Source organism: Streptomyces sp. NPDC041200, from assembly GCF_055591805.1.
The window spans coordinates 24,889-37,477 of record NZ_JBVIZF010000018.1 but is presented as its reverse complement, the minus strand read 5'-3'; the positions used below and the strand labels follow the sequence as shown (position 1 = coordinate 37,477).

Annotated in this window: 13 protein-coding genes and 2 pseudogenes; 8 read left to right on the top strand and 7 right to left on the bottom strand. The window is 69.5% G+C overall.

Annotated elements, in window-relative coordinates:
* Positions 1 to 26: 26 nt before the first annotated feature.
* On the top strand, positions 27 to 863 hold the full coding sequence (locus tag ACZ6CL_RS29925) for a hypothetical protein (RefSeq protein ID WP_468941129.1): 837 nt from the start codon (positions 27 to 29) through the stop codon (positions 861 to 863).
* A gap of 114 nt (positions 864 to 977) precedes the next feature.
* Here ACZ6CL_RS29925 and ACZ6CL_RS29920 read toward each other — a convergent pair whose 3' ends face one another.
* Positions 978 to 1,304: a hypothetical protein gene (locus ACZ6CL_RS29920; RefSeq protein ID WP_468941126.1), complete on the bottom strand. Its 327-nt coding sequence runs from the start codon at positions 1,302 to 1,304 to the stop codon at positions 978 to 980.
* 347 nt (positions 1,305 to 1,651) lie between these two features.
* On the opposite strand from ACZ6CL_RS29920, the gene ACZ6CL_RS29915 reads away from it, so the two are divergent.
* On the top strand, positions 1,652 to 1,858 hold the full coding sequence (locus ACZ6CL_RS29915; protein WP_468941124.1) for a beta/gamma crystallin domain-containing protein: 207 nt from the start codon (positions 1,652 to 1,654) through the stop codon (positions 1,856 to 1,858).
* A gap of 559 nt (positions 1,859 to 2,417) precedes the next feature.
* Here ACZ6CL_RS29915 and ACZ6CL_RS29910 read toward each other — a convergent pair.
* The 5 genes and pseudogenes from ACZ6CL_RS29910 to ACZ6CL_RS29890 form a co-directional block, all read right to left on the bottom strand.
* Positions 2,418 to 3,167: a DUF4232 domain-containing protein gene (locus ACZ6CL_RS29910; protein WP_468941121.1), complete on the bottom strand. Its 750-nt coding sequence runs from the start codon at positions 3,165 to 3,167 to the stop codon at positions 2,418 to 2,420.
* Between the two features lie 114 nt (positions 3,168 to 3,281).
* Positions 3,282 to 3,806, bottom strand: a complete 525-nt coding sequence (locus ACZ6CL_RS29905) for a sulfotransferase domain-containing protein (RefSeq protein WP_468941118.1) — start codon at positions 3,804 to 3,806, stop codon at positions 3,282 to 3,284.
* Between the two features lie 13 nt (positions 3,807 to 3,819).
* A pseudogene (locus ACZ6CL_RS29900) lies at positions 3,820 to 4,077 on the bottom strand (sulfotransferase domain-containing protein); the annotation flags it as partial.
* Between the two features lie 5 nt (positions 4,078 to 4,082).
* On the bottom strand, positions 4,083 to 4,469 hold the full coding sequence (locus ACZ6CL_RS29895; RefSeq protein ID WP_468941115.1) for a condensation domain-containing protein: 387 nt from the start codon (positions 4,467 to 4,469) through the stop codon (positions 4,083 to 4,085).
* A 28-nt stretch (positions 4,470 to 4,497) separates the two neighbouring features.
* Positions 4,498 to 4,626: pseudogene (locus ACZ6CL_RS29890) on the bottom strand (hypothetical protein); the annotation flags it as partial.
* Positions 4,627 to 4,978: 352 nt separating this feature from the next.
* Between ACZ6CL_RS29890 and ACZ6CL_RS29885 the strand changes: the two are divergent.
* Positions 4,979 to 7,012, top strand: a complete 2,034-nt coding sequence (locus ACZ6CL_RS29885; RefSeq protein ID WP_468941113.1) for an ATP-binding protein — start codon at positions 4,979 to 4,981, stop codon at positions 7,010 to 7,012.
* A 56-nt stretch (positions 7,013 to 7,068) separates the two neighbouring features.
* On the opposite strand, the gene ACZ6CL_RS29880 is transcribed toward ACZ6CL_RS29885, so the two are convergent.
* A complete protein-coding gene (locus ACZ6CL_RS29880) occupies positions 7,069 to 7,950 on the bottom strand; it encodes a trimeric intracellular cation channel family protein (RefSeq protein WP_468941110.1) in 882 nt (293 codons plus the stop codon).
* Between the two features lie 372 nt (positions 7,951 to 8,322).
* On the opposite strand from ACZ6CL_RS29880, the gene ACZ6CL_RS29875 reads away from it, so the two are divergent.
* The 5 genes from ACZ6CL_RS29875 (at position 8,323) to ACZ6CL_RS29855 (ending at position 12,580) form a co-directional block, all read left to right on the top strand.
* Complete coding sequence (locus ACZ6CL_RS29875) at positions 8,323 to 8,853, top strand: RNA polymerase sigma factor (RefSeq protein ID WP_179937902.1); 531 nt, start codon at positions 8,323 to 8,325, stop codon at positions 8,851 to 8,853.
* Positions 8,850 to 9,743, top strand: a complete 894-nt coding sequence (locus tag ACZ6CL_RS29870; RefSeq protein ID WP_468941107.1) for a zf-HC2 domain-containing protein — start codon at positions 8,850 to 8,852, stop codon at positions 9,741 to 9,743. The genes ACZ6CL_RS29875 and ACZ6CL_RS29870 overlap by 4 nt, the downstream gene beginning before the upstream one ends.
* Before the next feature lie 56 nt (positions 9,744 to 9,799).
* Entirely contained in the window at positions 9,800 to 10,612 is an 813-nt protein-coding gene (locus ACZ6CL_RS29865) for an ATP-binding cassette domain-containing protein (protein ID WP_468941105.1), read from the top strand.
* 67 nt (positions 10,613 to 10,679) lie between these two features.
* Complete coding sequence (locus ACZ6CL_RS29860) at positions 10,680 to 11,987, top strand: hypothetical protein (RefSeq protein WP_468941103.1); 1,308 nt, start codon at positions 10,680 to 10,682, stop codon at positions 11,985 to 11,987.
* The gene (locus ACZ6CL_RS29855; RefSeq protein WP_468941100.1) at positions 11,984 to 12,580 is read left to right on the top strand and encodes a hypothetical protein; all 597 of its coding nucleotides are present in this window, start codon (positions 11,984 to 11,986) and stop codon (positions 12,578 to 12,580) included. Before ACZ6CL_RS29860 ends, ACZ6CL_RS29855 begins: the two co-directional genes overlap by 4 nt.
* The last annotated feature ends 9 nt before the right edge of the window (positions 12,581 to 12,589 follow it).

The following is a 12,589-nucleotide window of genomic DNA, read 5'->3' as shown; positions in this document are numbered from 1 at the left end:
ACCTCGCTGGCTCCACCACTCAACTGATGACGAAAAAGGTCTCCACCATGCGCGCCATCCCCTCCCGTGTCCGTACGTTAGCCGCTGCTGGCCTGCTGGTGAGCGCCGCTCTGCTGGCCACGGCTTGCCAGCCGTCACAGGCCGAAGGCAAGGAGTCCGGCAAGGGCTCCGGAACGACGGCGTCGACCGCTCCGGCGGCGGCCGGCGGCAAGGCGGTGAACGGGACGGTGACGGGCACGCTGTCCTACCTGGCCCCCGGCAAGTACACGGTCCAGGACAAGATGTTCCACGTCGCCGAGGACACCGAGATCCTGGGCGCCGGCGTCATCTGCGGCGACCCCGAGGGCCAGGTGGCCGAGGAGTGCACCTTCGACGAGCTGGAGAAGGCCGTTAAGAAGGGCGGCGTCACGGCCGAGGTCAAGGTGGCCGAGGGCATCGCCACCCGGGTCGCCGAGCAGCGGTCCACCGGCTCGTCCGGCGACGGTTCCTCGTCGGACGGTGGCTCCTCCTCCGGTGGCGGTTCCTCGTCGGGCGGTAGCTCCTCCTCCGGAAACCAGTCTTCGTCCGGCGGGTCCACCGGCGGCGAGGAGACCCCCAAGCCCGATCCCGTCAACGGCACCTTCAGCGGTGAGCTGGGCCACGTCGCGCCCGGCAAGTACACGGTCCAGGACACCATGTTCTACGTCGCCGAGGACACCGAAATCCTCGGCGCCGGATACATCTGCGGCGACCCCGAGAGCCAGACACCAAAGACGTGCACCTTCGACGAACTGGACGCCGCCGCCAAGAAGACCGGCATCATCGTCGAGGTCGTCGTCTCAAACGGCACCGCCAGCCGAGTAACCGAGCGCACCCCCAATTAACCGAGGTTTCGGTTCGTGGTGACGTCATGACGGAGCTGGGATGAGCCCGGCCGGTCCGGGCGAGATGGCGGTGGGCTTCGGCGATCACGTGCCGACGGGCGAACGCGCCGCGCATCAAGTACACCACGGCGGTGATGTCGGTACCGTCTCGACGTCGGGGAGGGTAGCCGTGGTGGTGGCATGGCCGATGATGAGTGGCCGGTCCGTTGCACAGGTCTCGGTGAAGTGACCCTTGTAGCCACGCCGGCCCATGCCGCCCTTGATCGAGTAGCGGGCGTGGATGTCGTACGGGTGCCGGTCGCCTGGGGCCCCGGGCGGCAGGTCTCCTCTGTCCCGCCAGGAAGTTCTCTGGTTGTCGCGGGAGTACTGCTGGACCCGGGCCTGCCGCAGCACCTGCACTGCGGGGATCTCCCGCAGCCGGCTCCGGTGCTGCGGGGGCATGGACGGCGTCCAGCAGCCGGTGGCCGTCCGCGCCGACGGTGGCAGCCAGCGCCAGCGCGAGCCGTCTCAGCCTGCGGAAGGCGGTAGTCGTCCGCGCGCTGGGCGAATCGTTTCCACCAGGCAGCCGGAACGCGGCCGACCACCGGACTCGCTGAGCACCGAGGCGTCGAAGCCCGGATCGGTCAGCTCCAGACCAGGACAGTAGGTCCCGTCAAGCCGTCCACGGACCGCGTTGGCGGCTTGACGTCCGGTCAGTCCTCCGCGATCGCCTCGGCCCCGCACAGCGGGCACCACAACGCCGGGATGACCCCCGCCGAGGGCGCAGTGATCGGTCCGATCTCGTCAAGGTGGTCTACAACAACGGGGGAAGCACCGTCTGCTTCGCCAACGCGGGTGTCACGAACGTCTCTCTGCCGGGCTGGGAGAGGATCACGTCCGGCAACAACCGCGTCAGGTACGTCATGAACGGACAGGTCATCACCATGAACAAGTGGGCTGCCCAGTCCAATGTGGACGACTCCGCGCTCACCATCACCCGCATACGCATCCTCTGATGCGACTGCCGGACGACACCCGGCCCTGAAAGCGGTGGAGCCCTGACGAGCCACTGGATGTGGCAGCGAGGGCCCCATGGAAACCCTCAGGCAGGACGTCCATCAGCAGTCCGGCTACGGGCCCGGCTGAGCCAGTACCCCAATGTGCGATGCCGTCGATCCCGTCTGGTGGAAACCCGCCTTCTCGCAGGCCGCGATCCCCGCTCGGTCCGGCGCCGTCCGCCCCGTTCCTCACCACGCGCAGCGATGTGAGGAACGGGGCGGGCCCAGCACCGACCGTCCCGCCTGGGCGACGTAGAGGGCACCTCGTACCCGGGGGCCATAACCGCGACTGGCTCGCGCCCAACACCCCCAGGTCGGCATGGTCAAGTACCTCGGCGACTCGGTCGCGCCGGGATCAACAGCCGCTGCCGGCGAGGATACTCATCCTGCTTGCGGGCGACGTGGTCTCCTCGGCACTGGTGGTCGTCTCATGCCGAAGGATCGGTGCCCCAGCCCGGAAGTCCTGGTCTGGTCTGCCAGGGACTCTCAGACAGGTGGGCCGGTGAGCCGTGACAGGTCACCAGGCGAGGGCGTCGTCCACATTGTCCTGCCAGTACGTCACCCGGGCGCCGCTGTCGACGTAGACGGAGCCGCCGGGCAGTTCGACGTTCGTGCCGTCCTCGTTGCCCTCGATGAACACCTCCAGGGAGTTGACCTCGCGGCCGTGCTCGCCCGAGCCGTCGGCCGAGGAGGTGGTGATTCCCGCGTAGGCACTCTCCCCCGGGGCGAGGACGATGACGGACTGCGGCTTGCTCTCCTCGATGACAGGGGTGGCGGCCTGCGCGTCCGCGCCGAACTTCAGGCGCGGGAAACCGACGAGCTTGCAGTCGACGCCGGCCCCGTTGGTCGCCGAGAGCAGCATGTGGTTGACGGGCCGCTGGACGTCCTGGAGGTTGAAGACCGTCTTGTTGATGTCGCAGTTGCCGATCGGCTCGGTCTTGGCGCCTTCGCTGCCGGCGGTCCGGGCCGCGTTTTCCGCGCCGGCCTGCTGCTTGATGGCGCCGCCGCCCAAGGTGTCGACCTGAGAGCCGTGCTCCTCGCCCGAGGCGGAGTCGGCCCTACCTTCGGCCTTGGTACCGGTGCCGCTCTCCCCACTGCACGCGGTGGTCAGGGTCAGGGCGGCGACGGCCAGCATCGAGGCGGCGACGGTCCGGACGGTAGGTGTGCGGTGGCGCGTGGTGACGTTCCTGTTGGCTCCCCCGACGGGACGAGGGGTCGCGACGCGCAGGGTGCGGGCGCGAGCGGCGATGAAGGAGTTGATCGACATGATGGTCCTTCCGCGGTGGGCGATTCGGCCGTTTTCCGGCACGTTTGGCACCGGAATCCCAGGGTGTGGGGTTCGGCTGCTCATGAGGAAGGCCGATCGTTGCCCGATTACTGCTCATGACAGACCATTCACGGCGATTGCGGCGCCGGAGTGTGATGGTGGTCCGTGCAGCCAGTCGAGCAGGTCCGAAGGCGCCATGTGCGCCACACGATCATGGTAACGGGCCAGTTCGTCCGAGGAGAGCACGTCACGGCCCGCCCCGGAGCCACCGCGGCGGAAAAAGGCCGTCGCGTCCTTGAAAATGTCGGCCGAGTCAGGGGCGAGACAATGTGCCGCGTCCCGCCTGCTCGCGAAGGTCGCCGCCTCGATCAACTCGGGCCAGGTCCGCTCGGGCACGGTGATACCGAGCAGGTTCGCCACGCGCCGCATCTCACTGCCGAGGTGCGTGGACAGTTCGTCGTAGTGCACCAGCGTGACGTTGGACGCACCGCGTCGGTTCCATGCGTCCGTCAGATGCCACATGGCACAGGGCAACGAGTCCATGTCCGCGCGCGGCGAGACGTCGGTGTCGATCCACTGGAGCAGCCACTCGTGCAGCGGCGGTGGCGCGGCGCGCTCCGGGCGACCGGTGAGCTGCACGCATCCTTGCCCTGTCCAGGTTGCTCACTTGGTGATACGTCGACACCGCCATGTCGAGTGGATGTCGTGCGACGACGATGTAGTGGGCGCGTGGGTCGAGGAAAATGCCGTCCAGTGGCGTGTGAGTCTTGACGAATCGCCGATGTCGCTGGGCGGACAGCTTCTCGAGCACGTCGTGGATGGGCACCATCGTGCAGTCCAGCCAGGGTGACAGTTCGCGCAGCGGAAGCGGGAGATCCGTCCTCTGGAAGACCAGCAGTGCGCAGATCATCTGCATCACGTGGTACCGCTCTTGGGCCGGGTGCTGATGACGATGTCACCGCTCGGCGTACTCCGGTAGGACACCACCGGTTCGGGCAGTTCAAGGGTGGTGCCGTCGAGAAGCGCGCCGTAGCCGATCTCCAGTTCGCGTTCCAGCACCTCCAGGGACCAGTCGTCGAAGGCGATGTGCGGCATGGTGAGCGTCAGCGTGTGCAATTCCGGTTCAAGGCGGTACAGCCGAGCCCGGAACATCTCGCCGCCCAGGCCGAAGGGGCGGCGGCCGGCGTCTCGCATGACGAGTTGCCGCAGGTGCTCGTCGCGTTCTTCCGCGGTCGCCCCCGGGATCTCCACCGGGATGATCTCGCCGAGGCGACGGGTCGTGGACGTGTTGGTACGGCTCACCGTCGACGGCGACGAAGCCGGTACGCAGCACCTCGTGCCGGTCGACCAGCAACTGCAGTGCGCCGGAGAGCGCTGCCACGTCGAGTGGCCCACGCAGTGTCCAGCCGATGGTGCCGTTCGCGGTGTCCTCCGGGGCGAGACCGGACTGCAACCACATGCGCCGCTGCGCCGACGACGCCACCGTCAGCGGCAGGTCCGTGTGGGGTGCGGCACCGGTCGTGGAGACAGCGCCGTCACTGTGGACAGTCATGGGAGCACCTTTCCTTTCGACTTCCAGCGCGGGTCCTGATGAGCGCTGTCAGGGGTATCCATGCGTAGGTGGGCAAGACATCAGGTGCCGTCGGCACAACGGACGTGCCCTGGGGCCGGTCCGTTACCGGGCTCGCAGCAGTCCGGTTATGGCTCTTTCACCAAGGTGTTACCGCATAACCGGAACCGCTGAACTGCGACTTGCATGCCGAGCTTCCGCGGGTGCGGAGCAGCCTGCGGCAGTCCCATATAGTGCGCGCATGCACTACCTTGACGACCCTTCGGATGGCAGACTCGCACAACGTCTGGACGCCGCGCGGAACCGTGCTTTCGTGGGCCGGGCCGGGGAGTTGGCGCTGTTCCGGTCGGCGCTGGACGGTGAGCCGGGCTCGTTCGCGGTGCTGTACCTCCACGGGCTCGGGGGCGTGGGCAAGTCCACCCTGCTGCGACGCTTCGGTGAGGACACCCGTGCCGCCGGGCGGATGGTGGTCGAGGTCAGCGGGCGGACGATCGACCCCTCTCCGGTGGGATTCGAGGCCGCGGCCGCGCAGGTGTTCTCCAGTGACGGTGCGGTGCTGCTGGTGGACGACTTCGAACATTGCCAGGCACTCGAGGGCTGGTTGCGGGAGAGTTTCCTGCCTCGTTTGCCGTCCCGGGCGCTGACGGTCATCGCGGGGCGCCAGGAACCGGCCTCGATCTGGGAGACCGATCCGGGGTGGGCGGACGTGGTGCGCGTGGTGCGCCTTGGTGACCTGCCGCCTGAGGACGCGGTGGCGCTGCTGGAGTCGCGTGGTGTAGCGCATGCGCCGTTGCTGGCATTCGCCAGCGGGCATCCGCTGGCCCTGTCGCTGGCCGCCGAGGTCGCCCTCCAGGACCCCGCGGCGGCGGTCGGGGAGCTTCCGGCACAGGACGTATGTGCCAGGCTGCTGGCTCATCTGGTCGGTGAGCTGCCGTCGTTGGCTCACCGGCACGCGCTGGAGGTGTGCTGCCACGCACGCACCACGACCGAGGAACTGCTGCGGGCAGCCATGCCGGAGGAAGATACGGGAAGCCTCTTCACCTGGCTGCGCCGGCTGCCGTTTGTGGAGTCGGGGCCACAGGGCGTGTATCCGCACGATGTCATACGCCAGGCGCTCAACGCGGACCTGCGGTGGCGTGACCCCCAGGGCTTTGCCGTCATGCACAGCCGTATCCGCGATCACCTGATGGAGCGTGCCACCATGGCCGACAGCGCGCATGTGATCGCCGCGATGAGGCCCATCATGTACTTGCACGGCGCCAGCGGCCCTCTCAACGACGCCATCACCTGGCAGGATGAAGAGGAGTTTCGGGAGGAGGAGTTCCGCAAGGAGGACCGGCCTGTCCTGCTGCGGCTGGCCGCCCAGGCGGAAGGGAGCCAATCCTCCGCCCTTGTGGACTTCTGGCTCGACCGGCAGCCCGAGGCATTCCGGGTCCACCGGCGGTCCGACACCGGGGAGCTCGTGGGGTTCATGGCCTGGCTCCAGCTGTCGGACCCGAGCGAGGAGGAGTTGAGGGCCGATCCGGTGGCAGGCGCGGCGTGGACGCACAGCCGCGCCGCGGGCCCCCTCCGGCCCGGTGAGCATCTGGGGATCGCGCGCTTCATGGTGTACCCGGCCGCCTACCAGCGCCCGTCGGCGGTAATGGACCTGACGCTGCTGCGGATCATGGCCGAGGTTCTCCTGACCCGACGAGCCGCTTGGTCGTTCATCGTCTTCGCCGACCCGGACTTATGGGCACCGGCGATGGCATACGGCGCGCATCACCGGATGGCGACCGATGCGGCCGTCGGAGGCCGCAGTTACGCGTTGTTCGGCCACGACTGGCGGGCGGTGCCGATGGAACGCTTGCTCGCGCGCGCCAGCATTGTGGACGCATCCCACCCCACGGCCCAGTCACCCGTGCCCGCACGCGAGCTGGCCGTGCTGTCACGGCCCGAATTCGACGCCGCCCTCCGCGACGCGCTGCGGTGCTGGCACCGGCCCGACGCCCTGTCCAGCAACCCCCTCTCCCGCAGCAGGCTGGTCGCCGACACCGGCACGTCCCTGCGGGATGTACTCAAGGGCGCGATCGACACCTTGGACAGCGACCCCCGCAGCACGAAGGCGCACCGCGCCCTGACCATGACGTTCATCAATGGGGCACCGACCCAAGAAGCGGCCGCCCGGCGTCTGGGGCTGCCGTTCAGTACCTACCGCCGCCACCTCACCCTCGGTATCCAGCAGGTCAGCGACCTGCTCTGGCGGCAGGAACTGCACGGAGCAACCCCCCGCTGAGCGACCACGGACCGGTCACCCCGGACGGCCTGCGCCCAAGGCGACCAGCCGTGCGGTCACGTGCCCGTTCGCGCTTCGTGTGAGGGCGTGCGGCGGGGAGAGGAGCGAACGTGCAGCCGCAGCTGGAGCGTGTGCTCAGAAGGGAGCCGCGGGCTCGGAGTGTGGTCACGCTCCTGCCCGCGTCCGCGCGCCATCGGCCCGGGAAGGCGCATGCGCACGGTGTGCTGGAGGGTGTGGGGAGGCTGCGGCAGCATGCTCGCGTGCTGAGCCATCAGGGGTTGGGCCGACGGAGAGAGTCCGGCCACGTGCTTCCTCCGCCAGGTGAGCGACCGCGGAGTGCGCCAGTGGTAGTGGAGAGCGAGAACCCGCAGGACGAAGGCGCTCATGGCCACCCACGTCGCCGTGGCAACCGTCAGCGTCTCGAGTGCGTACAAGGCTGCCGCCCCGCCGGCGCCCGTCACCGCGGGCAGGGCGTACAGGTCCTTGTCCCAGCGCAGGACCGACGGGATCTCACGGGCCAGGACGCTGCTGAAGGCGCCTCCGCCCACGGCGGTGGCGACCCCTAGCGCGGCGGCCGGGAGCAGCCCGAACCCATAGCCGAGTGCCTTCATCGTGCCGGTGACGCTGAAGAGCCCCAGAGCGGCGGCGTCGAGCACCTCACAGGCCATCTCATGGCGCTGGACGGTCACGCTGAAGAAGACGAGAGCCGCGGCGACGAGTGGGCTGAGGGCGTAGCCGAGGTCGGTGAAGGCGATGGGCTTGACTCCGAGCACCAGGTCGCGGAAGAGCCCGCCGCCCACTCCGGTGACCTCGGCCAGGACTGCCGTTCCGAAGAAGTCGAAATCCTTGCGGACGGCGAGAAGCGCCCCGGATAACGCGAAGGCGAAGATACCGGCCAGGTCCAGCGGGTACTGGACGAGCGTGGTCAGTTGGTGCATAGAGATCAGTAACTCTTCCAGCTGTCGGTGAACGCGACGGGTGTGCACTGGCTGCGCGGCTGAGGAGACGCGACCGACCCGCGACGGAGGAGGCGTTTCACAACGCGGGAGGTTCGGCCAGGGAGAGCTTTCACGTTTAGGTGGCGGCTTCCGCCTCAGTGACATCGGCGATTGATGGTGCGGTGGCCCGCTGCTCATGGACAAGGCCGCTCTCTGCCCAACACTGGTCATGGCTGACCATCCGCCGTCGTGGCCGGTTCCTGACCCTCCCCCCGACAGGCCCACGAAAGTGTGGTTCAGCTCATACTGTGAGTGAAAACCCAACGGCACCGGTCTCCGTCAGCCCTGGACGTGAGACGTTCACCGGCCTCGATGACCGAGGCACAACTGGTCCGGCGCATCGCCCGCGGGGACATGGCTGCCTTCGACGAGCTGTACCGGCGTAGCGCTCCCTGGTTGACGGCGCGGCTGCGTCGCCGCTGCGCGGACGACGAGATCGTCGCGGAAGTGCTCCAGGAGACCTACCTGGCGGTATGGCGGGCGGCGGCGTCCTTCGCCGGCAGCGTGGGGCGGGAGGAGGCCGGCGGCTGGTTATGGACGATCGCCGCCAGGCGACTGGTGGACGCCTTCCGCAGCCGCGGGCGGCACGCCACGCTCCCGCTGTCCTCCGCCCCCGCTCCCGAGGCTCCCTCCGCGGAGTACGAAGCGCTCGAGGCCACCGTCGGTGGGGACCTGGGAGCCGCGTTGGAACGGCTGGCGCCCGAGCTCCACCAGGTTCTGACCGCCATGGTGCTCGATGGGCTGACCACTCGTGAGACCTCCGCGCTGCTGCGGATTCCCGAAGGCACCGTCAAGACACGTGCCCGCCGCGCCCGTTCAGAACTGCGAAAGGCTCTGTCATGACCGCTGACCGCATGCCTGCGTCCGGTTCCGATCACCCCTCGCACGGCGCCTTGGTGCGCTACGTCCTCGGTACGGGCACCCACGACCCCCACGTACCGCGTACGGAGAAGCAGGACGCCCACGCCCCGCTCAGCGCGGGGGCGTTGTGGACGGTGGAGGCCCACTTGGAGCAGTGCGGAATCTGCCAGGCCGAGGTGGCCGAGGTGGTCCGCGTCCACAGTCCGGCGACCATGGCCGTGGTGGATGGGGTGCACGAGCGCTTGGCCGCATCGCTGCCGACGACCAGGCCCCGCCGGTGGTCCGGGTTCCGGTCCGGGCTGGCCCGGTGGGCGCCCCCGGTCCTGGGACCCTGGGTCATGGGAACCGTACTGGTCACGCTCCTCGCGTTGATCCTGTCCTCAGCCGCCTATGGTGGCTCCCTTGTGCTGCTGCTCCTGGCCCCCCTGATGCCGCTGCTGGGGGTAGCGGCGAGCTGGGGGCCGCACTCCGATCCCAGCCACGAACTGGCCGCCGCCACCCCACGGACGGGACTGTCGCTGGTACTGCGCAGGACCGTGGCCGTCCTGGCCGTCGTGATCCCCGCTCTGCTCATCGCCGGCTGGGCGTGCGGCACCGCACCTGCGCTGATCCTGTTGCCGGCGCTTGCGCTGACCAGCGGGAGTCTGGCACTGGGCAGTGTGGTGGGCATGCAGCGCGCCGCCACGGGACTGAGTGCCGCCTGGGCTGCTTTCGTGACCGTTCCCGCTCTCAACGAGGGCGCGCTGCCTCCCTACCTGGGCCAGTCCACCGCCCCGGGCTGGACCGCCCTGGCCATCGTGCTGAGCGCCGCCGTCGTCCTGCGCCGAGACGCCTACCTCCACCCCCGCGAGGGCCGGGCTAGCCTTCGCTGAGCCCACCGCGCACCCCCGTTCCCCACCCCCGCCCTCCGCACCAAGGAGCCTTGACCATGGTCCGCACCATTCATCCGAACGAGACGGCCCCGATCCTGTACGCCCATCACATCCGCACGCACGCGCTGACCGTGCGAGTGGGCCGCCGCACCGCCGTCGACGGGCTCGATCTGAACCTGGGCACGGGCGTGCACGGCCTGCTCGGTCCCAACGGCGCCGGCAAGACCACGTTGATCCGCACGCTCGCCACCCTCCTGACCCCGCACGGCGGCGAGCTGGAACTCCTGGGCACCGCCCCGCACGCGAGCCGTCGAGAGCTGCGCGATCTGCGACGTCGGCTCGGCTACCTGCCGCAGACGTTCGGCTACTACCGGCGCTTCACCGTACGCGAGTTCGTCGAGTACATGGCCTGGCTGAAGGAGGTGCCCCGAACGCGGATACCTGAACGGGTCCAGTACGCGATCGACCGCGTCGGGCTCACCGGCCGCGCGGATGACCGTATGAGCTCGCTGTCCGGAGGAATGCTGCGCCGGGCCGGCATCGCCCAGGCGATCGTCAACGATCCCGACATCCTGCTGCTCGACGAGCCGACGGTGGGACTCGACCCGGCCCAGCGCATGGACTTCCGCGACCTGCTGCGCGACATCGGAGGGCAGGCCTGCGTTCTGGTCTCGACCCACCTGGTCGAGGATGTCGGCGCGGCGTGCACCAGCGTGCTGCTCGTCGACGAGGGCCGTACGGTCTTCTCCGGCCACCCGGACCACCTCCGCGGCGCGGGCACCGATGCCGACGCCGGCGACAGCGACATCGAACGGGGGTACTCGGCCCTGCTGAACCGCCACCGCGCGGACAAGGGCCGGGCGGCGTGATGAAGGGCCACACCCGTCGACACCCCACTGAACCGCTGGCCGAAAGCAGGGCGTGATGTTCCGTGCGATGTGCTTGGAAGTCAAGCGCTCGATCGCTGTGCCACTGTTCGTGGTTCTGCTCGGCCTCTCCGCCGCTGTGTGGCTGGGCGCCGACCAATCGTCTGCGAGTTGGTCGGCCCTGCTCTATTCGCTCAGACTCCCCACCCTGGTCGCCACGCCGGTGACGCTGGCCGCCGGTATCTGGCACGGCGGCCGGGAGCGGCGCGCCGACGTCACCGAACTGCTGGCCACGACGCCACGGCCACGCCTCGGGCGCCTCGCCCCCGCGTTCCTCGTCATCGCCGGCGTGGCCGGACTGGCCCAGGCGACGCTGTCGGCCGGCGCGGCCACCACCATCGCGCCGTACACCACCTATGACGACGGCACGTGGCTCCTCGGCCTGACCGTGGCTCTCCTGGGGGTTCTGGCCGTCGCGCTCCTGGGATTCGGCATCGGGCGCATGGCGCCGACGCCCGTAGCGGCCCCGCTGGGCGCGGTGGTGCTCTTCCTCCTCCTGGCGCAGGGCGAGCCGGGAGACGCCCGGCCCCGCCCCCTGCTGAACATAGTCAAGCCGTCACCGCCGTGGACGGACGACTTCCACCGGGTGCTCACGTCCCTGTCGGTGGCACAACTCATCTGGTTCGCCGCCGTGGCCGTGACCGGCATCCTCCTGGCCGTCGCGGCCACCGCGCGAGCCCGGGCGTGGGCCATGATCCCAGCCGTAGCCGGGCTGGTGGCCGGGGCGTTGGCCGCGCCCTCGGCCGCGGTGGTCCCCGACCCGGGGGCCACCGCCATGGTGTGCGCACCGGAAGACGACCGCGTTTGCGTCACCACAGTGCACGCCCGCACCCTGCGGGACTTCACCGGACCGGCGCGGCAGCTGCTCGCCGCCTTCGCCAAGGTGCCCGACGGTCCCAAGCGGGTACACGAAGACACCACGACCTGGATGTTCGAGGACGACGGCACACCACCGGCCGATCGCGCAGACCTCGACACGGTGCGTGTCGAGCTCTCTTACCAGACCAGGGAAGGCGGCCTCGCCTGGCCCCCGGATCAGCTCCTCGGCAGCGCTGCCCGGCTGGCCACGGTGAACGTCGGCTGCTACCCCGAGGACAGGGAGTGGAACCGGGCGCTGGGCGCCTCCCAAGCGATGACCGCGCTCCTCGTGAAGGACCCACTCCCGCGGCAACTGACTCCCTCGGCGCGCACGGCGTACGACACCCTGCGCGCCCTGCCGGACAAGAAGCGGTACGAGCGGATCGGGGACGCCCGGAAAGCGGGACTGACCTGCGGGGACCCGATGGGCGTCCTCAAGGGGCAGGAGACGGGACGATGATCTTCAGTCTGCGCCGTACCGTCCTCCACCTGCGCTGCCGGGCGATCCCGGCCACCGCCCTGGTCTTCCTTGCCGCCGCCGCGGTCACCTGGTCCTCATACGCGTCCGACGACCCGGGCACGACACGCACCATTGGCCAGACCGCCATCGTGCTCGGCATGGCCGCCACGGCCCGCACCCTCGCGGGCCCCGACGAGGACCTGGAGCGCAGCACCGCCGCGCCCTGGAAGCTGATCCGTACCATCCACGTGACCGCGCTCGGTGGCACGCTGCTGGCGCTGCTCACCTCGGCCCATCGATTCGGCGCCGGCCCTGGTGGGGTCGCCGTGCCCGAGGGCATGCTCGTACAGGCGGTGTTCGGGCTCCTGGCCCTCAGCGCGCTGGGCGCGGCCGTCGTCGGGGCCGCCCGGGCCTGGCCCCTCCCGGTCGGATGGGGCCTGATGGCGCTGACCCTGGGCCCCAAGGGAACTCCGTCCGGCGAAGCACTCACCTGGATGGTCCAGGATCCAGGAACGACCATCTCCATCACGGTGGCCGTGGTGGTGACGGTGGTCGGCGTGGGCGACTACATCCGGCGGGGCAGCCACCGGTGACGGTTACGG